The organism is Microbacterium lacus (assembly GCF_039531105.1).
GTDB lineage: Bacteria > Actinomycetota > Actinomycetes > Actinomycetales > Microbacteriaceae > Microbacterium > Microbacterium lacus.
In genome coordinates, this window is the sequence record NZ_BAAAPK010000001.1 from 564,191 (window position 1) to 586,597 (window position 22,407).

The following is a 22,407-nucleotide window of genomic DNA, read 5'->3' on the forward strand; positions in this document are numbered from 1 at the left end:
CACACGGCGCTGAACCGGCGTCCTCAGACCCGCCGGAACGCCCAGTCCGGCAGGTGCCCGGCGTGCACGAACGATCGCACGATCTCGGAGAGCCCGTGCTCGGGTTCGATCTCGCACGCGAGGACCGCGTACCGCTCGGCGTGGGTCGACCTGCCGAGCGCCCAAGCGAGCCATCCGCACGTCGCGAGCACTCCGGCGCGCGCATCGCGCGGAACCGCCGCCGCAATACGCCGCAAGAGAGTGAGCGCCGCGAGGAGTCGGTCGGGATCCGGCCGTTCGCCCTCTCCCCACATCTGCATCGCCAGGTGTGCGGGGTACTCCTCCCCGGCTTCCCAGCGCAGCTGAGCATCGAAGGCCTCATCCCCGGCGTTCATCCCCCGGCACCACTGCACGAGGGCGATGTCGCGCAACGCCGGGCGCATGAGACACCAGGCCAGAGCCGCAGCATCGAACGGGGCGAGACTCTCGGCATCCCAGTCGAGCGCCTCCTCGAACAGCGTCGGCAGATCATCCAGCACGCACGCCGCGGCGAGCGCCTGCGGATCGATCCGGGCGTGGTCATCTGCGAAGGGCTCGCCCTGGCCGCACAGCAGGCGCGCCGCGGCATCCAGGGATGCGACCGCTCGCGCGGTGCGCTCCTTCTCGGCGAGGTCGACGCGCGGGAGCTCCGCACCGGAGGCCTGATCGCCGTCGGTGACGGTCAGGTCCTCGGCGCCGCGGGGCTCGGCGGCCAGCTCCGCCAGCGGGCGCCCGCCCGCAGGGCACGCGGGATCGAAGTGCGAACCCCACCCGTCGGCGGCGACGCTCAACGCGTCGTTCATGCGCAGACCGCACGCGTCGGCGCGGTCCTCGAGCGCGTCGAACAGATCCGCGTGCGGCAGTCCCCGGCCGGCGAAGTACTCGTCCGTGTAGGCGATCGCGGCGACGGCGTCGGCTTCGGGCAGCCGGCACACCATGCCGATGAAGGTCGCCGCGACGCGGGCGATGTCTTCCGCATCGGCGTCGGAAGGCAGGTCGAAGCGCATCGCTCCGATGCTGCGCTTGCCGGAGAAGGGAACGAGGACGAGGCTCTGCGTCGGGAGGTAGCCGAGCATCTTCGGAATGAGGGACAGGAACTGCGCCGCGCTCGCGGCCTTGACGATCGTGGTCATGCGATGACCCTCGCCGATCCGCGGGTCCCCGAACGGCCGCTCTCCGAAGCTGGGGAAAGGTCGGCCCCCGAGCCGGGTTGGGGAGAAGTGGATGGGCGTATCCTGGAGGGTATGGATGACTACTGGGTGGCCGTGTTCTGGTCGCTGCTGCCGACGGTCGTCGTGAGCGGACTGTTCTTCTTCATCCTCCGCAGCATCCTGCGTGCCGACCGGACCGAGCGGCGCGTGTACGCCCGCATCGAGGCGGAGGAACGCGCGAAGCGCGGTCTGCCCCCGGAGCCCGCGACTTCCGAGCGCTGAGTGTTCGCCCCGTAAGCTGAGAGGGTCCACGGGGAGGCCGAGTGATCACTGTCACGTTCGATGCGACGTGGTGGCTCATCCTCGTCTTCATCACCGACCTGGTCATCCGCGTCGCCGCGATCATCATCGTGCCGCGCAACCGCCGGCCGACGGCCGCGACCGCCTGGCTTCTGGCGATCTACTTCATCCCGTTCGTCGGTGTTCTGCTGTTCCTCCTGATCGGCAACCCGCGGCTGCCGCGGAAGCGGCGCCGCAAGCAGGAGCAGATCAACTCCTACATCCAGGAGACAAGCGAGCACCTCGACTTCGGCACCCTCCGGCCGAATGCGCCGGGGTGGTTCACGTCGCTCGTGACGCTCAACCGCAACCTGGGCGCGATGCCGCTCGCCGGCGACAACTCGGCCCACCTGATCTCGGAGTACCAGCAGAGTCTGGATGCGATGGCGGACGCCATCCGAGAGGCGGAGCGCTACATCCACGTGGAGTTCTACATCCTGCAGTCCGATAAGTCGACCGACAATTTCTTCCGGGCGATGGAGGAAGTCGCCGCGCGCGGGGTGACGGTCCGCGTGCTGCTGGACCATTGGGCGAACCGCGGCAAGCCGTTCTACAAGAAGACCCTCAAGCGCCTGGACGCCATGGGTGCCCAGTGGCATCTCATGCTCCCGGTCCAACCTCTCAAGGGGAGGTACCAGCGCCCCGACCTGCGCAATCACCGCAAGCTCCTCGTCGTGGACGGCCGGGTCGCGTTCACCGGCTCGCAGAACGTGACCGATTCGACGTACAACCTGAGCAAGAACATCAAGCGGGGCCTGCACTGGGTGGACCTCATGGCGCGGATCGAAGGACCCGTCGTGGCGTCCGTCAACGCGGTGTTCCTCTCGGACTGGTTCAGCGAGACGGACGAGGTGCTCACGGACGAGATCGACCTGTTCGACGTCAAGAGCGGACCGGGCGACCTCGACTGCCAGATCATCCCGTCCGGACCAGGCTTCGAGTTCCAGAACAATCTCAAGCTGTTCGCCGGGCTGCTCTACGCCGCCCAGCGCAAGATCATCATCGTCAGTCCGTACTTCGTTCCGGATGAGGCGCTGCTCCTGGCGATCACGACGGCCTGCCAGCGCGGCATCCACGTCGAGCTCTTCGTCTCCGAGGAGGGCGACCAGGCGATGGTCTATCACGCGCAGCGCAGTTACTACGAGGCCTTGCTGCGCGCCGGCGTGCAGATCTGGATGTACCGCAAGCCCTACATCCTGCACAGCAAGTCGATGACGATCGACGACGAGGTCGCCATCATCGGTTCCAGCAACATGGACATGCGCTCGTTCGGTCTCAACATGGAGATCTCGATGCTTGTGCGCGGCGAGGAGTTCGTGCGCGAGATGCGCGACGTGGAGGCGCAGTACCGTGCGCTCAGCCGACAGCTGACCCTCGAGGAATGGGAGAAGCAGCCGCTGCGCTCGACGGTGCTGGACAACCTCGCGCGGCTCACGAGCGCACTGCAGTAGGTGGAGATGGAGACGGCGATCCCCCTGAGCGTGCGCTTGCGTATCGGTCGGGCCGCCGTGCAGACCATCGCCGGCCGAGCCGGCGTGGACGTGCTCCACATCAAGGGCGACGCGGTCGATCCTTCGTTGCGGCCCGACGTGCAGGGAGGCACCGACATCGACGTCCTGATCCGGCCCGCGCACGTGCCCGCGATGGACCGGGCGCTGCGGGCGTACGGGTGGACGCTGTACAGCACGTTCGCCAACGGCTCGCCTTTCGCCCACGCGCAGACCTACACGCATCCGGTGTGGGGGTACGTCGATGTCCACCGCCTGTTCCCCGGCATCGGCCGCGAGGCGGGCTCGGCGTTCGAGCTGCTCTGGCAGGACCGAGGATCGGCGGTGTTCGCGGAGACGGACTGCGCGGTGCCCAGCGTGACGGCGCAGGCGACCGTGCTGGTGCTCAATGCCGCGCGGGGACGCTCCGACGCCCTGGAGGATCTGCGCCGTGTCTGGTTCGATGCGGACGAGCACGCGCGGGCGCGCATCGACGCGCTCGTGACCGAGCTCGATGCGCGCACGGCGTTCGACGCCGCGATCGGTCAGCTCGAGCGCCACCGTGGTGAACGCGACTACCGCCTGTGGAAGGCCGTCTCCGAGAACGGCACCCGGCTGGCCGAGTGGCGGGGCAGGCTGGCGGCTGCCCGGACGCTGCGTGCCCGGGTGCTCCTGGTTGCCAAGGCGCCGCTGGTGAACACCGAGCATCTCGCTCACGAGCTCGGAAGACGTCCGCGCGCGGGCGACGTCCTGGTCGAATTCTTCGCGCGGCCGGCGCGCGGCGTCCGTGAAGTCCTCCGACGCCGGGGTGACGGATCGTGACGCTGCGGATCCCCTCGGGCCTCGGCGTCGACGTCGTGGGCGACACCGTGTACGTCGCGCCGCTCCCGGACGGACCGATCGCCGTACTGGAGGGCATCGCGGCCCTGATCTGGTCGGAGGCGGACGGACGTGGCCGTGACGAGGTCGTCGCCGCGCTCGCCGAGGCGACCGGCGAGCAGGCCGAGGCGATCGGCCAGACGGTTCAGGACTTCGTGGACGATCTCGTCGCACGGGGCCTGCTCGCGGAGGACTGACCGGATCCAGGACCCACGACCGGTGGCGCCTGCGATACTGGACCGACCCACCCGGAGGCCGGTATGACCACGAGCGCACGCACCCGTGCCGTCCGCGCTCGCCTCGGTGAGTGGTGGGCCGGGGCGTGGCGATGGGCCCTCATGGCCGCCGGCGCAGGTCTCGGCGTCTTCCTCCTGCTCGACCGGGGGATCTCCAACGGCGTGGTGACCGCCGCGGTCATCGGCCTTCTCGTGATCGGAGTGGTCCTCACCGGCAGCGCCCCGATGGCCATCCCCCTGCTGAGCATGCCCGCGCTGTTCGTCGTCGAGCGGGTGGGTTTCGGAGCAGGGGACCTCACCGCGTCGGATGTCGCCCTGGCCGCGGCATTCGGGACGGCGGTGCTTCTCGGCAAGCGGCCGTTGAGCGAGCCCATGAAGCAGTTGCTGTGGTTCAACCTGGCCTACCAGTTCGCCACGCTCTTCACCGTCATCGTCAACCCGAACATCGCGAACACCGTGGAGTGGTTCCATGCGTGGCTTCTCATCTCGGGCGCGCTCGTCGTGGGATGGGCGCTCGGCCGAGCGGGGCTTGCCAAGGCGGCTCTGGGGCTCATCGTGGGGACCGGGTGCGTTCTGGCCGTCGGGACGATCGCGACGGGGCTCTATCAGTTCGCCCACCTGAACTTCGCGGCCGTGTACCCGGTCTGGCCGTGGTCGATGCACAAGAACTTCGCCGGCACGGCCATGGCGTTCTCGGCTGCCATCGCGTACCTGCGGCCGGAGTGGGCCGGGCTGTCCGACGTCTGGATGAAGCGCGCCCTCTGGCTGCTGGGTATCGCGATCGTGCTCACCCAGTCGCGTCAGGCCCTCATCGGACTCATGGTCGTCGTCGTCATCGCGGTCGCACGGCGCGGCGTCACCGGTCGCTCGCGCCTCACCCTGCTGTGGATCATCCCCGCGATCTGGCTCGTGGTCTCGATGGTGATCGACCAGATCAACTCGCAGAATCAGCACAACTCGGTCTTCCAGCGACTGGACTGGCTGAGAGAGGTGTACGCGTTCTGGAAGCACTCCCCGCTGTTCGGTCACGGGCTGCGCTTCTGGTACTACAACCCCGATGTGCCCTACCAGCCGCCGCAGGCCGAACTCGAGGTCTTGGCGTCAGCGGGGCTCGTCGGGTTGGCCGGTTTCGTGGTCATGTGGATCGGCATCCTCGTCGTGCTCTGGAGGGTAGACCCCCGCTACGGAACGCTGGCGCTGGCGCTGCCGCTCAGCCGGCTCGTCCAGGGTCAGTTCGACCTCTTCTGGACGGCGGTGCAGACCTCGATCCCGTTCGTGATCGCCGGAATCTGTCTGGGGGCGCTCGCTCTGAGTCAGGAGCGAGGTCCGACCACCGCCCTCGCCGCCTCCCCCGCGCTCTCCTCCGCCCCGCGCGGCGCACGCGTCACCGCGACAGGGCCAGGCAGCCGGCGCTGAGCCGCGCGAATGCCCGCGCGCATCGGTTGGCATACGATGGAGCGGTTCGGGGTGTTCGAGGGGTGCGCGCCGGCGATCCGATCGGGGGTGTGCAATGGAGCTTCGCGACTATCTGCGCGGCATCCGTCGCCACATGCTGGCGATCGTGATCATGACCGCGCTGGGCGTCGGTGTCGCGTACGCCTGGACCCTCGTCCAGACGCCGGTCTACGAGGCCTCCGCCGACGGGATCATCCAGGCCCGCGATGTCGTGGACGGCGCCGGCTCGCTCACGGGCGACACGATGGCACGCCAGAAGGTGCAGACCTATCTCGAGATGGCGTCGTGGGAGAAGACGGCGGATGCCGCGATCGACCAGTTGGGGCTGCAGATCTCCGCCGACCAGGCGGTCGGCCGCATCACCGTGGTCAATCCCGTCGACACCGCGATCCTGCGCATCACCGCGCAGGGATCGAGCCCCGAGGATGCGCTCGCCCTCGCGGAGGCGTGGATCCAGGGCCTGTCGACGGTCATCGACGAGTTCGAGGCGGACTCGACCGGGACGGCGCCGCTGAACATCACGGTCGCCTCGGTCGCCGCCCTGCCGACGGCGCCGGTGTTCCCCGACCTGTTCACCTCGCTCATGGTCGGCGGTGTGCTCGGGCTCGGTTTCGGGATCGCCTTCGCGCTCATCCGCACCGTCTCGGACCGCCGCATCCGCAGCGCGGACGAGGTCGAGGCGCGCACGAGCCTTCCCGTGGTCGGCGCGATCCCCATCACCGATGCGCTCGGCAACGAGAAGCGACTCTTCGACTCGTCGGCGGCTTCCACATCCAAGGGCGGCGGGTTCGCCGTGTCCGAGGCGCTGCGGTCGCTGCGGACGAACCTGCAGTTCATGGACGTCGACAACCCGCCCCGCTCGATCGTCGTGACCAGCCCCCTGCCCAGCGACGGGAAGTCCACCATCGCCTGCAACCTCGCGCTGACGCTCGCGGCGAGTGGGAAGCCCGTCGTCCTCGTGGACGGCGACCTGCGGCGCTCCACGGTGGCCACCACGATGGGGCTGCCGGGCGGTGCGGGCCTGAGCGACGTGCTGTCCGGGCGCGCGGAGCTGGCAGAGGTCCTGCAGCGCACCGCCGCGTCGCCGAACCTGTACATCCTCGCGGCGGGCAGCGTCCCGCCCAACCCGAGCGAAGTGCTCGGCTCAGGCCGCATGCGCAAGCTGCTGGCCGACCTCGCGGTCCACGCCACGGTCATCGTCGACGCGCCGCCGCTGCTGCCGGTGACCGACGGTGCCGTGCTCACGCACCAGGCGGACGGCGCGCTCATCGTCGTGAGCATGGGCAAGACCACATACGACCTGCTGGAGAAGTCACTGGACACGCTGCGCAAGTCCAGCGGTCGGGCTCTGGGCATCGTGCTGAACAAGGCGCCCCTGCGCGGCGCGGACGCGTCTCCGTACACATACGAGTACCGCCGGGAGTACGGGGCACCCGTGGCGCCCGACGAGACCGTGCCCGTACCGCAGGACGCCGCGGCGGACGCCGACTTGAACGCCCTCTTCGGAAAGCCCGGCGCCGCGGCTTCGAAGCCCGCAGCGTCGCCGTCCACGGGCTCACGCCCTCGCGCCCGGCGGGCGTGAGCGCGAATCTCCGCACGTCCGGTTCGGAATCGGCCGATCGGATCGCGCTGATCGCCTCGTCCTACGCGCCCGCCGTCGGCGGCGTCGAGGAGACCGTCCGACGTGTCGCGGTGGGCCTGCAGAGGAGTGGGCGCGCCGTCGAGGTGTGGTCGGTCGATCGTGATGGGCGCTCGCGCACGGAGGTGATCGACGGGATCGCGGTGCGCTACCTCCCGACGCCGCTGCCCGCCGGCTCCGTGGGCGGCATCGCGCGCTTCCTGCGCGCCGCACCCCGTGCGTGGCGAGAGTGGACGCGGGCCTATCGTGCCTTCCGGCCGACGATCGCGCACGTGCACTGCTTCGGCCCCAACGGCCTCTACGGACTCGCGCTGTCCGGACGGCGCGGCATCCCCCTCGTGGTGACCTCGCACGGCGAGACGATGGCGGACGACGGGGGCGTCTTCACCCGCTCGGCTCTCCTGCGTACCGGACTGCGACGCGCCTTGCGGCGCGCGCGCGCGGTCACCGCACCCAGCCGTGTCGTGCTCGCGGATCTGGCGACCTACGGTCTGCGCGGCGGTGACGTCATCCCGAACGGCGTGGACCTCTCGGTCACCGTCGATCCCGCGGTACCCGGGGAGCCCACCCTGTTCGCGGTGGGCCGGCTCGGCCGGATGAAGGGATTCGATCTGCTCATCGAGGCCTTCGCGGTCGCCGAACTGGATCCGGCCGTACGCCTCGTCATCGGCGGAGACGGCGCCGAGCGGGCGGACCTCGAGCGGCGCATCGCAGCCCACGGGCTCGGGGGGCGGGTCGAGCTTCGAGGATGGATGTCGCCCGCCGATGTCGCCCGGGCGATGGCCGGCGCCCTCGCCGTGGTCGTGCCGAGCCGGATGGAGGCGTTCGGCCTGGTCGCCCTGGAAGCCTGGCGCAGCGGCGCGCCTCTCGTGATGACCAGCCGCGGCGGCGCGGGTGAGTTCGTCCACGACGGCGTCGACGGCGTCCTGGTCGATCCGGAGGATCGCGGTGCGCTCGCGAACGCACTCGAGCGTGTCGTCGCGGATGCCGAGCTGCGGCGCGCGCTGGCGGCAGCGGGTCGCGTCCAGGTGCGGGAGTTCGGCTGGGATCGCGCCGTCGAGCGCTACGGAGCGCTCTACGACGGCCTCCGCCCCCGGCCGAAGGAGATGAGATGACCTATACGAGCCCCTTGCGTCGCCGGGCTCGCGCGGGACGGCGGCTCGCCGCCGGTGTGTGTTCCCCAGCGGTCTGGCGCTCCGGCGTCGTCGTCCCCGCCTACTGGTGGGACGGCCACCCCAATTTCGGTGATGCCCTCACGCCGTGGCTCCTGCCGAAGTACGGCATCCTCCCCGTCCACCGCATGGCAGCCCGTGCGCGCATGTCCGCGGTGGGCAGTGTCATCCAGTTCCTCCCGACCGACTTCGCGGGAGCGATCTGGGGGAGCGGTCTGATCCGCGACGAGGAGCGGCCGCTGCCGAGCGCGCGGGTGCTGGCCGTCCGCGGGCCGCTCACCCGTGATCGGATCGGCGCGGCGGCGTCCACGGCGCTGGGTGACCCCGGCATCCTCGTGTCGCGGCACGTACGCCGACCCGCCGTGCGGTGGGATGTCGGCCTCGTCCCGCACGGCCATCATCGCTCGCACTCGGCCTTCCTCGCGCTCGCCGCCACCGTCGGTCTTCGGGTGCGCGTCATCGACGTGCACCAGGAAGCGGCGACGGCCGTGCGGCAGATCGCCGCCTGCGCGACGGTGGTCACCACGTCGCTGCACGGGCTGGTCACCGCCGACGCGTTCGGCATCCCCGCCGTCTGGACGAGTCTCGAGCCTCCGCTGGAGGGCGGCGACTTCAAGTTCCACGACTACGAGGGGGCGTTGCCCCGCACACCCAGCCGGCGGGTGACGTTCGGCGCGCAGGACCTGCTGCGCGACCTGCGGGAGCGCGCCCGCGCCGCTGATCCCGGAGATGTCAGGACGATGGGCGACGGCCTGGTGGCGGCCCTCGCCGGTCTCGAGGATGCCATCGGCCCGCTTCCGCGGCTTCCGCGCGGTCTCTCCGGCGTCTTCAGGGACTGACACCCACCGCTCGCCACACCCGGGCGTGGGCGAGGGCAGCGCGCTCCCACGTGAACTCCGCCGCCCGGGCGCGGCCGGCCCGCACGAGCGACGCGGTCCCCGCGTTCGGCGCCGTGACCGCGAGCAGACCCTCCGCGATGCCGTCCCCCGTGGGGTTCACGAGGATCGCGGCCGCGCCGGCGACCTCGGGCAGGCTGCTGGTGTTCGCGGCGACGACGGGGACGTTGGCGGCCATCGCCTCCAGCACCGGCAGGCCGAATCCCTCGTAGAGGGACGGCACCACGACAGCGGTCGCCGCGGCGACCAGCCCCGGCACGAGGTCGTCCGCCACCCGGCCGACCATCAGGACGCCGGGCATCCCCTCGAACAGCCGGGTCCGGCGCGGATGCGGGGGGCCGGACAGCACGAGCTGCAGATCGGGGCGCTCGGCGCGCACGCGGGGCCAGGCGTCCGCAAGCGCCTCGAGATTCTTGCGGGTCGATGCGCCTCCGGCGTGCAGCACGAAGCGGTCCGCGAGCCCGAGGCGCGAGCGGTGGGCGGCCTCGAGCGGCGCGGCGTCGAAGAAGCGGGCGTCGACGCCGTTGTGCACGACGTGCGGGTCGCGGATGCCGAGCAGATCGGTCGCCGCCTGCGCTGTGAACTCGGACACGCAGATGACGGCATCCGCTTCCCTCGCCTCGCGGGCGGCCGCGGGCACCGGAGCGGACTCGTCGGGGAAGAGCCACGCGACGACGTCGTGCAGTGTGACGACGTCACCACCGGCTGCCGGCGGCAGTTCCAGATTCATCCGGTGGGTCACCCCGGCCGAGCCGTACAGCGCCCGTCCGATGAGCCGGCGCGTCCTCGGGGAGGCCGTGGCCACACGGCTCATGGGCAGACGCCGGTTGCCGTCCAGCCGCGAGCGCAGCGACCGCACGATTGCGCGGTCGACCTGCCACGCCTCTCCGCCGGTATCCGACAGCGCCCGCTCCGCGCGCGTCGCGATCTGCTCCTGGTAGGCCTGGGCGCCCATCGGGGTATCGGTCGCGATCGTGGCGATCGTGAGGCGGTGCGCGTGCGCGATGGTCGGCATCCGTTCTGCGTGGTCGGCACGTCGAATCTAGTTGAATAGGACGAACCGTCGGGTGCGAGCCCGGTCGATCGGGCAGGGGCGAGGGGTCATGACACGAAGCGCAGCGGTGATCGTCGCAACCTACCGGCGCCCGGACTTCGTCCGAGAGTGCCTCGCGCACCTCGAGCGGCAGACCGTCGCGCCGGAGCGCATCATCGTGGTGGACGCCTCCCCCGACGAGCGCACGCGTGAGGTCGTGCGGGAGTACCCCGACGTGGAGTACCGGCGCAACGACATGGGGGCGGGAACCCTCGCGTCCTCGCGCGCGATCGGGGTCCAGGGTGTCACGCAGGATGTCATCGCCTTCATCGACGACGACGCGTACGCCGAGCCGGAGTGGCTCGCCGAGCTCCTCGCGGCGTACGACATCCCCGGGGTCGGCGCCGTCGGCGGCCGCGCGCGCAACGGGCAGCCCGGTGAGGAGTCCGAAGCCCTGCAGCGGATCGGACGGTTCCTCCGCAACGGTCGGCTCACCGGCAACTTCGCCGCCGATCCCGGACGGACGGTGCTGGCCGATCACATGCTCGGAGCCAACATGTCGGTGCGCTCCGACGTCCTGCGCTCGTTCGGCGGCATCCACGACTACTACCCGGGCACGTGCCTGCGCGAGGACGCCGACATCGCGCTGCGCGCCCGCCTGACCGGTCACCTCGTCGTCTATGCGCCGGCCGCGGTGGTCCGGCACGTGGCGGGCGACTATGCGCAGGGGCGGCGCTTCGATCTGCGCTACCGGTTCTACGGGGCGCGCAACCACATCCTGCTGCTCGCCACAACGATCGGATGCCGGGACCGGCGCTTCGCGGCCTATCTCGGTTCCGCCGCGATCGGCATCCCGCGAGAGGCCGTCTCGGGCCTCGCGGCGCTCACCGACGCCGCTCGGCCGAGCCTGGCCGCCAAGGTGCGCGGCATCGGGGGCGGGCTCCTCCGGGCAGGAGCGGACCTGGTGGGAACGATCGCCGGGCTCGCCGCCGCCGTGCGCCCGATCGACCGTGCGCGCTCGATCCCGCCATCGGTCCCGGCGCGGCCGCCCTCCGATCATGACGACTGACGCGCCCGTCCCCGCAGACCCGCCCACGTTCGCGCTGGTGATCCCCACGCATCGCCGGCCCGATCTCGTCCAGCAGGCCGTGCAGAGCGCGCTCCGGCAGACGCGACCCTTCGACCAGGTCATCGTCGTGGCCGACGGCCTCGACGATCCGGCCGTGCCGGTGCTGGGGGGCGGGCCCGTGCAGGTGATCCCGATCGCGAAGGCCGGCGTGGCCGCCGCGCGCAACGCGGGCATCGCCGCGGCACGGACGTCGTGGATCTGCTTCCTCGACGACGACGACCTGCTGCACCCGGAGTACCTCTCCCGGGTGGCCGCCGTGATCGAAGAGACGCCCGAGGTGGGAGCCGTCAACACCGAGTACTGGAGCTTCGCGGCCGAGACCGGGACCGCCGACGAGTTCTCGGCATCCGATCTCGACAGCGCCCTCGTCGCCGCCCGGACGGCGCGACCGCTCACGGACCTCGGCTACCTGCGCATCGAGGGGCGCAGCTTCGATCTGCTGCTGGAGCGCCTGCGCGGCTCGATGAGCACCGCCGCCGTGCGGTCTGAGCTGCTCCGCCGTGCGGGCGGATTCCCCGTCGGGATGGTGACCGCCGAGGACTGGGTGATGTACGTCAACGTCGCCCGGCTGACCGAGTGGCACCTCATCCCCGAACGGCTCGCGTTCTTCCGCGACCACCCGCGTACCGCCACGAGAGCGGGCGACCCGGTGAAGGGGCTGACCACCCTGCGTGCGATCCGCTCGTTCTGGGAGCCGAGCGCGCTGCCGACCCCGCCGCACCGTCCCCTCGACGCCTACCGCGCGCACTACCGGCACGTCCTGACGTGGACCCTGCTGCTGTGCCGTCTGGAGCACGACGGGCGTGCGTACCGCGAAGCGCTCCGCATCGCGCGGCCGATCCTTCCCCGCCGCACCGATCGTCTGCGCGCCGCCGCCCCCGAGTGGCTGCGCGGAGCGAGCGGGGTGCTGCGCAGAGGTCGGCGATGACCCGGACGCGTCCGGTGCGCACGGCGTATGTCGTCCTCACCCACCGGGACTGGCCCCAGGTCCACAGACTGGCGCAGGCCATCCTGCGCTCGAGTCCGGGAGCCGGGATCGTGCTCGCCCACGATGCTCGTCATGACGCGTTCCCCGTCGATGCGGGCGACGCGCGCATCGACGTCTTCGCGCACGGGCGCGACGCGGATTGGGGATCATGGGACCTCGTCGAGGCGACGCTGGACGCATTCGCGCGAGCGCGGGAGCTGTTCGACCCCGATCTGGTGTGCCTGATATCGGGGAGCGACTATCCGGTGCAGGATCTCGCGGCGTGGGAGAAGTCCGCCGTGGAGGCCGGCGGATGGATCGGCGCCGCCGAGCCGCTCACGTACGTCCCGCACTGGGGGCGCCGACGCGGAGAGGGTGACGACCGCTGGACCCGCTATGCCTACCGGTGGTTCCGTGCCCCGTTCGGCAGGCGGGCTTCGCCTTTCATCGTCCGTGTACGGACGGCACTCGCGCTCCGCCTGGAGCCGATCTTCGGCATCCGGATCGTCACGCGGGGTCGCGGCCTGCACTATGGCGTGCGCCGGCTGCCGACCCCCTTCACACCCGAACGGCCGGTGTACTTCGGCAGCCAGTGGCTCGCCGTCCGGCGCTCAGAGCTCGACCGGCTCCTCGACGTCGACTTCCGCGCGGGGGCGCCGCTGCGCAGGCTCTATCGCCGCTCGATCATCCCCGACGAATCGGCGTTCGTCACGGCCCTGAGCCGCTCGGGTCCGCGCGGCGAGCTGCCGCCCGTCTCCTACGTCCGGTGGGATGCCGCGCGCGACGAGCCGGTGATCTGGACCGTCGACGACCTCGACGAGATCCGCGCCTCCGGCTCTCCGTTCTGCCGCAAGGTCGACCCCGTCCTCAGCTCCGAGCTGCTGGACGCGCTCGACGCCGGCTGATGCCGGCCGGAGCGTCAGTTCAGCTCACCGAGTTCCACGAGGCGAGCGAACTCGACGCTCTCTCCGCGAACGTCCTCGAACGTGCCCATCGAGGCGATGCGGCCCGCCTGCAGGAACACGAGGGTGTCGGCGCTGCGGACGGTGGAGAGCCGGTGCGCCACGATCAGGATCGTCATCGTGCCCTGCAGTGAGCGCAGGGTCGTGGCGATCTCGTGCTCCGTCGCGTTGTCCAACGCCGAGGTCGCCTCGTCGAGGACGAGGATGCCGGGCCGCCGATACAGCGCACGTGCCAGCCCCAGCCGTTGACGCTGCCCGCCCGACAGGCGCACGCCGCGCTCGCCGACCGTCGTCTGCAGGCCCTCCGGAAGCTCCGCGATGAGCGCCTCGAGCTGCGCCATCGCCACGACCTCGGTGATGCGACCCAGGTCGATCCGCTCAGGATCCTCGCCGAACGCGATGTTCGCGGCGAGGGTGTCGTTGATCAGGAACACGTCCTGCGGAACGACGCCGAGGCCTCGATACCAGCCGGCGCGGTCGTCGAAGATCGATCGGCCGCCGCATTCGATCGCGCCGGAGGTCGGCTCGAGCAGGCCGAGGATGAGATCCAGGAGCGTGCTCTTGCCCGCGCCGCTGGAACCGACGAACGCGGTGGTGCGATTCTCGGCGATCGTGAGGGTGAGCTCGTCCAGCACGGGGACGGCGGCGTCCGGATAGCGGAACGTGACGCCTCTCAGGGTGATGTCACCGCCGTAGCGGATGTCGTCGCGCGGCTCCTCGTCGTGCGTGCCGCCGACCTCGAGCTCTTCCGAGATGCGCGAGACGATGTCCAGGCCCGCACGCCCGGTGCGGATCGTGGCGAGCGTGGCGGTGATGCGGTTCAACGTCGGCAGGGCCCGGAGCGACGCCGCAGCGAAGACGCCCAGCACCGTGATCGCCTGTGCCGAGCTGCCGGTGGCGAACAGGAAGATCGAGATGCCGACGATGGCGATCACGAAGACGATCTCGAGCACGTAGCGGGGCGCCTCCGACAGGATGCCGAGTTCGCGCCCCGCGCGCGCATAGCGCAAGCGGGCGTTGCGGAAGCCGTTCACGAACGTGCGGGCGCTGGAGGTGAGTCGTGCCTCGCGGAAGCCTTCGAGTCCCGGCATGAGGTACTGCCAGGCCTCCAGGCTGGCGTCGGCCATCTCCTCGCCGATGCGGGCCTGCCGACCGCGCAGCAGGTGCTGGAGTCCGAAGACGAAGAAGCCGAAGAGTGCCACGGTGAGCAGCGTCACCAGCGGCGCGGTGATCGCCAGGATGACGGTGATCGCGACCACGACGAGGGCGTCGGTGACGAGGGTCATCACCCCGAGGAGGACGGAGGCTGCCTGATTGGTCGCGTCGTTGACGTTGCGGTAGACCTCGCTCATGCGCCGGCCGCGGTGGTCGGAGTAGGGGGCCAGGACGTAACGGCGCATCAGTTCCGCGGCAGACAGCGCGGACACGCGCGTGGTGCGTCCGAGGAGCCACCACCGGAACACGAGCGCGGCCGCGCTCTTGATCACGAACAGACCCATCACGATCCCGGCGACCGCCGGGATCAGCGTGGCCGGGTCCGTGGTGCCCAAGGCGGACGAGATCGTCCCGAGGAACCCGGTGGTGGGGTCGGCGCCGCCGATCAGCTGCGTGAGGGGAACCATCGCGGCGACGCCGAGCGTGTCCAGCGCCGCCAGGAGCAGCGACAGGACGAGGGTGCTGGCGACCCAGCGCCACGGTGAGGCGCCGGCCATCCGCAGCATGAGCCGCAGCTTGCCGGCCAGACCCGACTCGCGAGAGGAGTGCATGCAACGTCCTCCCGGGCGTCTTGTGGTATGAGCGCATTACGGTATCATCCGAAGTGTCTCTCTCACGTGAGAGTGGGCTTCTGGGGATTGATTTGGGGATCAATTGGGGCCCGAGCGCAGCGACCGTTTCAGCGTGCCGTCATGGCGCTCGACACAGCACACTTTCCGAAGGGGTACCAATGAGCGACAACGAGGGCGTGCAGCCCGAGCAGAAGGGCGTCAGCCGTCGCACCGTGACCAAGGCGATGGCGTGGGCTGTTCCCGCGATCGCCATCGCCGCACCGATCCCGGCCTTCGCGGCCTCCGGCGGTCCGCCCCAGGTGGCCGTCGGCAAGGCCTGCAAGCTGCCGGGCAACAGCGCGCAGAGCTGTGCCGCGATCTTCGCCGGCATCCCCGGCCTCGACCCGAACAAGGCATTCGCGATCCCGCTGCTGGTCACGAACAACACGAGCAAGCCGATCGTGCTGAAGCCGTCGATCACGATCACGTCGTCCGGTCTGCCGTTCGACGTCAAGGGCGTCAATCCGGCCTACTGCACGACGATCGCGCCCGGTGCCAGCGTCAAGGTCATCGTGTATGCGAACTCCGACAACAGCGCGAACCAGTCCGTCACGATCTCGCTGACGGTGCCGTGGGGCCACGACTGCAACGACGTCGACCACCCGCCGATCGTCATCTCGGGCATCGTCATCTCCGCCTTCCCGCCGTGCTCGAGCCGGGTGCCGTTCCCGCAGGGCGCACCCACGTGCGACCCGCCGTTCTACCAGTAGGACCGATCCGAGGACGGGGTGCGCCGCAGGCTTGCGGTGCGCCCCGTTCTCGCGTTCGCGGGTGGCGGCGATGCGCGTGCGGGCTCAGCGCGCCATGCGCTCCAGCACCGCGACCACCTGCCGAGCCCGGTCGTCCCAGTCGGCGACCGCAGCGGCTGCCGTAGGAGGCGACACCGGACCCGACTCGATCGCGTGAAGCACGGCATCCGCGAAGTGATCGCCCGACGCGATCGTGATCCGGACGTCGTCGGCGTCGCGGAATCCGGCCACCGGCGTGGAGATCACCGGCCGACCCACGGCCTGATACTCGTACAGCTTGATCGGGTCCAGGCTGTCCGTGAACGCCGTCACCACATGCGGGACGAGGAGGACATCGGCTGCCTGCAGATACCCGATCACCTCGTCGGCGGTCCGGGATCCGAGCAGCTGCACGCCGGCCGTGCGCAATCGGTCCCGCTCCGCGCCGGTAAGGGCGTCAGGACCGACGAGCACGACGTGCCCGCGGCCGGAAAGGCGCAGCGACAGCGCCTCGCACAGAGCGACGTCGAGGCGATCCGCGTGGAGCGTGCCGACGTAGAGGGCGATCCGTCCGTCCGGGAGGTCGGCCGGTCGTGGATGCGGTGCCCGATAGGCCGCGGTGTCCACGGCGTTGCGGATCAGGACGATCGGATGCCGGTCCGGGGGTCGCGCTGGGCTCTTGCGGCGCTGCAGCTCGGCCGAGCACGCGACCACTTCCTGCGCCGACGTGAGCAGATCGCTCTCCTGCTCGCCGACGCGGGCGAGTTCGGCGGCGGGCCGCGCGGCGGCGAGCCAGTCGTCGGTCATGTCGTACAGGGTCCGCCAGCCGGTGCGCCGCGCGACCTCGGCGCCTCCCGGATCGTTGACCCACAGGATCGGATCCCGCATGCCCAGCGTCGCCGCGGCCCGGACGATGCGGTCGGCCATCCGCCGGTCCGCGTGCGGATCCAGACGACGGGGGAGCACCTTGACCGCCCGCATGGTCCACAGCCGCCCCGGGAGGGCGCCGTCCGCCGGGCGCTTGCCGAACTGCGGGCGTCGTCCGGACCGGATCGCGTGCAGGGGGTCGGCCGGTGGCTCGACGAACAGCACCCGCAGGTCCGGATCGGACTGCAGCAGGCGCCAGATCAGGTGCTGGTTGCGGCGCCAGACAGCATCCCAGGCTTCGAGGGACACCACGACGAGATCGGTCACGGTGCACCCTCGCGGGCGCGCAGCGCCGCCGCGTACACCTTCTCGGTGCCGGTGGCCTGGGCGACCAGCGTGTACTCGGCGCGCTGGCGCGCCCGCAGGGCTGCGCCGAACGCCTCCCGGCCGGTGTCATCTCCCGCGAGAGAGACCAGGCGCTGGGCGGCGTCGTCGGCGTCCTCCGGCGCGAACAGCGCCCGCTCATCCAGCCCGTCGAGGAGCTCCACATGGCCCCCTCCGCGTGCGGCGACGACGGGCAGCCCCGCCTGCATGGCTTCGATGACGGTGAGGCCGAGTCCTTCGATCGGGCACGGCGCCAGGAGCAGGGATGCCCGCGCGAGCAGGTCGGGCACGTCCGTCCGGTAGCCGAGCAGTCGCACCGCGGACGCCGCGCCCCCTGACCGCGCCGTCTGCTCGACCCGGTCGCGGTCGGGACCGACACCGGCGATCCAGAGTTCCCAGCCGGCATCCGCGAGGCCCGATCGGAGGAACGCCTCCACGCCGACGGCGGTCTGCTTCTCGGGTTGCAGGCGCTGCGCGATCAGCACTGCTCTCTCGCGCGGCGGCATCGCGTGAATTCGCTCGGGAAGTCCCGAATGGACGACGGTGCTCGGGCGTCCGATCGCCTGCGCCACGGCGTCGCTGATCGCGAGCTCTGCGTCGATCGTCGCCGCGACGACGCGGTCGAGGCGCAGCGGGCCGACATGGCCGCGTGGCGCCGCGAAGTGTCGCGTGGAGACCACCGCGGGCCGGCTGCGGCCGGTGAAGGCGACGGCGGCGGCCAGATCCGCTGCGGTCATGTGCGTGTTGACGACCTGCGCGGCGCGTCGCCGGCGGCTGAGCTCCCGGACCACGTCGATCGTCCGGGCGGCGGGGATGTGGCCGACACCTGCCTCCGCCAGCGCGGAGCGCATGCGCGCCGGGTCGCCGCCGATCACGTGCACGTCGTGACCGTCGGCGGCCTGCGCCGTCGCCAGACGCTCGACATAGCGTTCGACCCCGGAGTACCCGTCCGAGCGGATCGCGTGAAGGATCCTCACGGTGTCGCCCTCCCGTCGGTGCGCTCGCGGCGCACGCGCGCCAGCGCACGCAGGTAGCGCTCGGCGATGCGATCCCATGACAGCTCGACGGCGGTCTCCCGGCACTCCTGCGCGAACGCGCCGTGCCCGGCATCCCGCACGCGCCGCAGCGCCTCCGCCAACGGTGCGACGTCGCGATCGATCACGTATCCGTTCCGCCCGTCCACGATCAGATCGGGAGCGGCCCCGACGGCGGTCGCCACGACCGGGATGCCGCAGGCGAGGGCTTCGAGGACGACGAGGGCGTTCGCCTCGTATGCGCTCGGCAGGACGAGCGCATCCGCCGCCCACAGCGCGGGCAGCACGTCGGACTGCCGGCCCGCGAAGACCACGCGGTCCCCGACACCGCGCCGGGCGGCATCCGCCCGGGCATCGCGGATCATCTCGGTCGTCCCGCCGACGACGAGAAGGTGTACGCCGTCCGCCTGCGGCAGGGCCTGCAGGATGAGCGGCAGCCCTTTGCGATCGAACTCGTGCCCGACGAACACCGCAACCCAGTCGTCGTCCGGGATCCGCCATTCGCGACGGGCGCGAGTTCGCTCCGCCGGCAGGGGCGGCCGGAACCGGTCCACGTCGACGCCGTTCGGGATCACTTCGATCGGCGCGTGCACTGCTCCGTAGGTGGCACGCAGGAGTCGCGCCTCGCCCTCGGTCAGGGCGATCACCATCCGGTGCCGCCCGCCGCGGTAGCGGATGCGGTCGCGACCCGTGGTGAACAGGTGCAGCGGATTGCGCACCATGCGCCAGAGGTAGTTGCCGCGCGCCCGCATCGATGCCTGCAGCAGTCCGTGATTGACGTAGACATCGCCGAGCATCGCGTCGTTGTGACAGATCGAGACGGCGTCGGGCCGGGCGCGGAGGAAGGCGCGGGCGCGTCGGGTGCCGGAGATCGTGAACCACAGGACCTCCCACACGTGACCGATCCGCGTGCGGGGTGGACGGGCGTGACCCCGGGCCTGCGCGAGGGTGAACCGCTCCACGCGGGCTCCGGCGGCCGACAGCGCGCGTTCGAGTTCGTACGCGACACCGGCCACGCCGCTTCCCGGTTCGATGCGCGGCGCGATCTGGACGATCCGCAGCGGGGCGTCGTTGCTCACGCGGCGGAGACCCCTCGTGCAGAGGGGCGCGCTCGGGCCTTCTCGCGGGCGATCTCGTCCACCAGGTCGAGGTACCGCGCCGCGACGTCCGGCCACCCCAGGTGCTCGACACTCGCGCGGGCGCGCTTCGACCAGTCCGCGGAGTCCGCGGCGGCCAGGCGTTCGAACGCACGGCCGATCTCGCGGGCATCGGCGTCGACGAGGCAGCCGTTGCTCCCGTCGACGACCACCTCGGGGGCGTAGCCGACGCGCGTGCAGACGACCGGGAGACCGGCGGCCAGCGCCTCGAGAACGACAAGCGCATTCGCCTCGTACGCGCTGGGGAGAGTGAGCATGTCGGCGGCCGCGAAGAACAGCGGCAGGTCGGTGCGGGTGCCCACGAACAGCACCCGTTCCGCGACTCCGCCCGCATCGGCGCGCGCACGGGCGGCCTCGATGGCCTGCGCGTTGCCGCCGACGACGAGCAGGAGGACGGACGGAGCCGTCTGCAGCGCGTCGATCGCGAGGTGCAGGCCTTTGCGGGCGAACTCGTGACCGACGAACAGAACGACCCGGGCGTCGTCTTCGAGGTGGAAGGCCGCGCGTGCGGCGCGACGCTCCTCGTCCGTCGGCGGATGGAAGGCGTCGAGGTCCACGCCGTTCGGGATGACGACGATGCGGGAGCGCACGCGGCCGTACACGCGTCGGAGGGTCTCGGCCTCGGAGGGTGAGAGGGCGACGACCACGCGATGCAGTCCCCAGCGATAGCGGATGGCGTCGCGGACGAAAGTGAAGACGTGCGTGGGATTGCGCACCATCCGCCACGTTCCCTGCCCCCGCGCACGCATCGCCGCCCCCACGACGCCGTGGTTGACGTAGATGTCACCCGTCATGACGTTGTTGTGACAGATCGACACCGCCGCAGGTCGCTCCCGGAGGAATCGTCGTGCGCGGACGGTGCCGACGGTGGTGAACCACACCATCCGGCGGAAGAGCGCCAGGACGCGGAAGAACGGATGCCGGGGCCAGGGCCGTTCGGGCCGACGCTGCGCCGTCGCGACGGTGAACGAATCGACCCGGCGGCCCCGCGCCTCGAACTCGTTCTGCAGGTTCCACGCGACCCCGGCGACGCCGCTGCCGGGACCGATGAACGGAGCGATCTGCACGATCGGATTCACGATCCGCTCCTCCGCGCGACCCGGGCCTCCACCCGCACCGGTCCGAGCCGGTACAGCGCTGCGCGCCGACGGGCGCTGCGTCCCCGCTCGCCGGGGAGGAGGATCGCGCGGGCCATCGCGCCGGCCCAGTCCGCGACCCGCGCGCTCAGCCACCCCGCCTCGCCGAAGTGCTTGCGCAGGTACCGCTCCTGCGACGCATGGAAGTGCACTTCTCGGCGGCGCGGGTCCGAGCTGGTGCCTGCTCCGACGTGCTGGGCGAGCACACCGGGCACGACAGCGTGTCGCCACCCCAGCCGGTGGGCGCGATAGGCCCAGTCCGTCTCCTCGGCGTAGAGGAAGAACCGCTCGTCGAAGCCCCCGACCTGCGCGAGCGCCTCGGCGCGCAGGAGCAGGACCGAGCCGATCACGAATCGGGGACCGCGGCCGCCGAGCCGAGCGAGCCCCAGCGCTTCCAGCCATGCGCGCGCGGGACTCGGGAAGGGCCATTCCACCCGCGCGGGTCGACCGGCGTCGTCCCGCTGTTCCGGGCCGACGCTCGCGATGTCGGGTGCCGACCGCAGGGCCCGGTGGAGCGAGGCGATCGCGGCGCGTTCGATGCGCGCGTCGGGATTGACCAGCAGGATGTCGGCGCCCGGCAGGAGTCGATCACGCAGTCCGATGTTGACGGCCGCACCGAAACCGATGTTCGCCCCGGAGTCGATGTAGCGCACACCGAACGCGCGGCACAGCTCGGCGATCTCGGGCAGGGAGGAGTTGTCGATCACCGTGACCGGCAGCCCACCGAGAGGATCGAGGGCCTCGCGCAGCAGCTCGGGCGCACGATAGGCCACGACGATCACCTCCACGGCGGGCACGACGGCGGACGACGCGTGGATCGCCACGTCGTACAGGCGCTCATAGTCCTCGGCGATCGACGCCCAGGTGCACCGGGCGGCGCGTGCGAATCCGGCTGCGCGGAGTTCCGCCGACTGCGCCCCGGCCGCCTCGACGAGGGCCGTGGCCAGGGCGGCGGCATCCGCCCGCGGCACGACGATGCCGGCGCCCCCGACGACGTCCGGCAGCGCGCCCGCGTCGCTCGAGACGACGGGCACACCGCACGCCATCGCCTCGATCGCGACGCGCCCGAACTGCTCGGTCCACCGGCTCGTCGGGAGCGACGGCACCGCCAGGACGTCCACCGAGCGGTAGAACGCGGGCACGGCCGGGGGAGAGAGGGCGCCCACGAGCTCGACTCTGTCGGACACCCCGAGCCGGGTTGCGCGATCGACCAGCTCCGACGCGAGCGGGCCCGATCCGGCGATGCGTGCGTGCAGCGCCGGAGCCTTCGCCAGCGCCTGCAGCAGAACATCGACTCCCTTCTCGGGCACGAGACGGCCGATGAAGCCGACGGTGGTTCCGGTTCGGGTCAGCGGCTCCGCGCCGGCGCTGAACTCGGCGGGATCGATACCCAACGGGATGACCGTGGCGGTGCCGGGGAACCCCTTGTCCTCTGCGATCCGCGCGGCCTGGCTGCTGCAGGCGGAGATGCCGCGGGCGTGGCGCAGCGCTGCGCGCTCGAGCCACCGGAACGGGATCGGATACCGCTTGTGGAGGTTCTGCGCCGTATAGAGCACGTACGGCGCCCGCTGACGGCGGAGCAGCCGCAGAAGCAGAATCTCCGCGGTCGCCAGTGCGAACGGCTCTTCGTGCACGTCGATCACGTCCCACTCGTCACCGAGGAGGCGCCACAGAGGCCGCGGGTCGTACAGGAACAGGGCGGGGTGTGTGCCCCACGTGCGCACCGGCGTCGCGCCCGGCTCTTCGCCCGGCGCAAGGGACACCTCGGCGCCACCGGCATGCCATCGACTCGCCGTCACGAGCGTGACATCCATCCCTCGCGCTCGCAGCGCCCGGTCGCGACCGCGCCAGGCGGAGACCGTGGAGCTGTGCGAGATCCGCAGTACGCGCACGCATCCTCCTCACTCGGCGG

General features: G+C 71.2%; 20 protein-coding genes. 12 read left to right on the forward strand and 8 right to left on the reverse strand.

Going from position 1 to position 22,407, the window contains the following annotated elements; translation table 11 throughout:
• Positions 1–23 precede the first annotated feature (23 nt).
• A complete protein-coding gene (locus ABD197_RS02725; RefSeq protein ID WP_344051344.1) occupies positions 24–1,151 on the reverse strand; it encodes a DUF4192 family protein in 1,128 nt (375 codons plus the stop codon).
• Positions 1,152–1,262: 111 nt separating this feature from the next.
• On the opposite strand from ABD197_RS02725, the gene ABD197_RS02730 reads away from it, so the two are divergent.
• The 8 genes from ABD197_RS02730 to ABD197_RS02765 all read left to right on the forward strand — a co-directional run bounded on the left by ABD197_RS02730 (position 1,263) and on the right by ABD197_RS02765 (position 9,215).
• Positions 1,263–1,451, forward strand: a complete 189-nt coding sequence (locus ABD197_RS02730) for a hypothetical protein (RefSeq protein ID WP_344051345.1) — start codon at positions 1,263–1,265, stop codon at positions 1,449–1,451.
• Between the two features lie 41 nt (positions 1,452–1,492).
• Positions 1,493–2,959 (forward strand): cardiolipin synthase, encoded by a 1,467-nt coding sequence (gene cls, locus ABD197_RS02735; protein WP_344051346.1) that lies wholly within the window; start codon positions 1,493–1,495, stop codon positions 2,957–2,959.
• Between the two features lie 6 nt (positions 2,960–2,965).
• Positions 2,966–3,817: a nucleotidyltransferase family protein gene (locus tag ABD197_RS02740; RefSeq protein WP_344051348.1), complete on the forward strand. Its 852-nt coding sequence runs from the start codon at positions 2,966–2,968 to the stop codon at positions 3,815–3,817.
• Positions 3,814–4,071: a PqqD family protein gene (locus ABD197_RS02745; protein ID WP_344051350.1), complete on the forward strand. Its 258-nt coding sequence runs from the start codon at positions 3,814–3,816 to the stop codon at positions 4,069–4,071. Before ABD197_RS02740 ends, ABD197_RS02745 begins: the two co-directional genes overlap by 4 nt.
• 63 nt (positions 4,072–4,134) lie before the next feature.
• A complete protein-coding gene (locus ABD197_RS02750; protein WP_344051352.1) occupies positions 4,135–5,526 on the forward strand; it encodes an O-antigen ligase family protein in 1,392 nt (463 codons plus the stop codon).
• Positions 5,527–5,620: 94 nt separating this feature from the next.
• On the forward strand, positions 5,621–7,147 hold the full coding sequence (locus ABD197_RS02755; RefSeq protein WP_344051353.1) for a tyrosine-protein kinase domain-containing protein: 1,527 nt from the start codon (positions 5,621–5,623) through the stop codon (positions 7,145–7,147).
• A complete protein-coding gene (locus tag ABD197_RS02760) occupies positions 7,144–8,319 on the forward strand; it encodes a glycosyltransferase family 4 protein (protein WP_344051355.1) in 1,176 nt (391 codons plus the stop codon). The genes ABD197_RS02755 and ABD197_RS02760 overlap by 4 nt, the downstream gene beginning before the upstream one ends.
• Positions 8,316–9,215, forward strand: coding sequence for a polysaccharide pyruvyl transferase family protein (locus ABD197_RS02765; RefSeq protein WP_344051357.1), 900 nt, complete (start codon positions 8,316–8,318; stop codon positions 9,213–9,215). The genes ABD197_RS02760 and ABD197_RS02765 overlap by 4 nt, the downstream gene beginning before the upstream one ends.
• Here ABD197_RS02765 and ABD197_RS02770 read toward each other — a convergent pair.
• The gene (locus ABD197_RS02770; protein WP_344051359.1) at positions 9,205–10,287 is read right to left on the reverse strand and encodes a glycosyltransferase family 4 protein; all 1,083 of its coding nucleotides are present in this window, start codon (positions 10,285–10,287) and stop codon (positions 9,205–9,207) included. The genes ABD197_RS02765 and ABD197_RS02770 overlap by 11 nt on opposite strands.
• An 88-nt stretch (positions 10,288–10,375) precedes the next feature.
• On the opposite strand from ABD197_RS02770, the gene ABD197_RS02775 reads away from it, so the two are divergent.
• From ABD197_RS02775 to ABD197_RS02785, 3 genes are read left to right on the forward strand one after another with little or no spacing between them, the layout of a single operon-like run.
• The gene (locus ABD197_RS02775; RefSeq protein WP_344051361.1) at positions 10,376–11,374 is read left to right on the forward strand and encodes a glycosyltransferase family 2 protein; all 999 of its coding nucleotides are present in this window, start codon (positions 10,376–10,378) and stop codon (positions 11,372–11,374) included.
• A complete protein-coding gene (locus tag ABD197_RS02780) occupies positions 11,364–12,362 on the forward strand; it encodes a glycosyltransferase family 2 protein (RefSeq protein ID WP_344051363.1) in 999 nt (332 codons plus the stop codon). The genes ABD197_RS02775 and ABD197_RS02780 overlap by 11 nt, the downstream gene beginning before the upstream one ends.
• A complete protein-coding gene (locus ABD197_RS02785; RefSeq protein ID WP_344051365.1) occupies positions 12,359–13,306 on the forward strand; it encodes a hypothetical protein in 948 nt (315 codons plus the stop codon). The genes ABD197_RS02780 and ABD197_RS02785 overlap by 4 nt, the downstream gene beginning before the upstream one ends.
• Positions 13,307–13,320: 14 nt before the next feature.
• Here the strand turns inward: ABD197_RS02785 and ABD197_RS02790 are convergent, their stop codons facing one another.
• Positions 13,321–15,129: an ABC transporter ATP-binding protein gene (locus ABD197_RS02790; RefSeq protein ID WP_344051367.1), complete on the reverse strand. Its 1,809-nt coding sequence runs from the start codon at positions 15,127–15,129 to the stop codon at positions 13,321–13,323.
• A 179-nt stretch (positions 15,130–15,308) separates the two neighbouring features.
• On the opposite strand from ABD197_RS02790, the gene ABD197_RS02795 reads away from it, so the two are divergent.
• Complete coding sequence (locus tag ABD197_RS02795; protein ID WP_344051369.1) at positions 15,309–15,899, forward strand: DUF4352 domain-containing protein; 591 nt, start codon at positions 15,309–15,311, stop codon at positions 15,897–15,899.
• An 84-nt stretch (positions 15,900–15,983) separates the two neighbouring features.
• On the opposite strand, the gene ABD197_RS02800 is transcribed toward ABD197_RS02795, so the two are convergent.
• The 5 genes from ABD197_RS02800 to ABD197_RS02820 are packed head-to-tail and all read right to left on the reverse strand — an operon-like array spanning position 15,984 to position 22,387.
• Positions 15,984–17,111, reverse strand: a complete 1,128-nt coding sequence (locus tag ABD197_RS02800; RefSeq protein WP_344051371.1) for a glycosyltransferase — start codon at positions 17,109–17,111, stop codon at positions 15,984–15,986.
• Positions 17,108–18,145: a glycosyltransferase family 4 protein gene (locus tag ABD197_RS02805; RefSeq protein WP_344051374.1), complete on the reverse strand. Its 1,038-nt coding sequence runs from the start codon at positions 18,143–18,145 to the stop codon at positions 17,108–17,110. Before ABD197_RS02805 ends, ABD197_RS02800 begins: the two co-directional genes overlap by 4 nt.
• Positions 18,142–19,281 carry a glycosyltransferase family 4 protein gene (locus ABD197_RS02810; protein ID WP_344051376.1) on the reverse strand — a complete coding sequence of 380 codons (1,140 nt, stop codon included), beginning with the start codon at positions 19,279–19,281 and terminating at the stop codon, positions 18,142–18,144. The genes ABD197_RS02805 and ABD197_RS02810 overlap by 4 nt, the downstream gene beginning before the upstream one ends.
• Positions 19,278–20,438, reverse strand: coding sequence for a glycosyltransferase family 4 protein (locus tag ABD197_RS02815; RefSeq protein ID WP_344051378.1), 1,161 nt, complete (start codon positions 20,436–20,438; stop codon positions 19,278–19,280). The genes ABD197_RS02810 and ABD197_RS02815 overlap by 4 nt, the downstream gene beginning before the upstream one ends.
• Complete coding sequence (locus tag ABD197_RS02820) at positions 20,435–22,387, reverse strand: glycosyltransferase (RefSeq protein WP_344051380.1); 1,953 nt, start codon at positions 22,385–22,387, stop codon at positions 20,435–20,437. Before ABD197_RS02820 ends, ABD197_RS02815 begins: the two co-directional genes overlap by 4 nt.
• Positions 22,388–22,407 lie beyond the last annotated feature (20 nt).

What these genes read in the sequence shown, in the direction of transcription:
- ABD197_RS02785 (WP_344051365.1), top strand. Translation starts at nt 12,359, where the DNA reads ATGACCCGGACGCGTCCGGTGCGCACGGCGTATGTCGTCCTCACCCAC.
- ABD197_RS02795 (WP_344051369.1), top strand. Translation starts at nt 15,309, where the DNA reads ATGAGCGACAACGAGGGCGTGCAGCCCGAGCAGAAGGGCGTCAGCCGT.
- ABD197_RS02790 (WP_344051367.1), bottom strand. Translation starts at nt 15,129, where the DNA reads ATGCACTCCTCTCGCGAGTCGGGTCTGGCCGGCAAGCTGCGGCTCATG.
- ABD197_RS02770 (WP_344051359.1), bottom strand. Translation starts at nt 10,287, where the DNA reads ATGCCGACCATCGCGCACGCGCACCGCCTCACGATCGCCACGATCGCG.
- ABD197_RS02725 (WP_344051344.1), bottom strand. Translation starts at nt 1,151, where the DNA reads ATGACCACGATCGTCAAGGCCGCGAGCGCGGCGCAGTTCCTGTCCCTC.
- ABD197_RS02740 (WP_344051348.1), top strand. Translation starts at nt 2,966, where the DNA reads ATGGAGACGGCGATCCCCCTGAGCGTGCGCTTGCGTATCGGTCGGGCC.
- ABD197_RS02730 (WP_344051345.1), top strand. Translation starts at nt 1,263, where the DNA reads ATGGATGACTACTGGGTGGCCGTGTTCTGGTCGCTGCTGCCGACGGTC.
- ABD197_RS02755 (WP_344051353.1), top strand. Translation starts at nt 5,621, where the DNA reads ATGGAGCTTCGCGACTATCTGCGCGGCATCCGTCGCCACATGCTGGCG.
- ABD197_RS02780 (WP_344051363.1), top strand. Translation starts at nt 11,364, where the DNA reads ATGACGACTGACGCGCCCGTCCCCGCAGACCCGCCCACGTTCGCGCTG.
- ABD197_RS02775 (WP_344051361.1), top strand. Translation starts at nt 10,376, where the DNA reads ATGACACGAAGCGCAGCGGTGATCGTCGCAACCTACCGGCGCCCGGAC.
- ABD197_RS02750 (WP_344051352.1), top strand. Translation starts at nt 4,135, where the DNA reads ATGACCACGAGCGCACGCACCCGTGCCGTCCGCGCTCGCCTCGGTGAG.
- ABD197_RS02765 (WP_344051357.1), top strand. Translation starts at nt 8,316, where the DNA reads ATGACCTATACGAGCCCCTTGCGTCGCCGGGCTCGCGCGGGACGGCGG.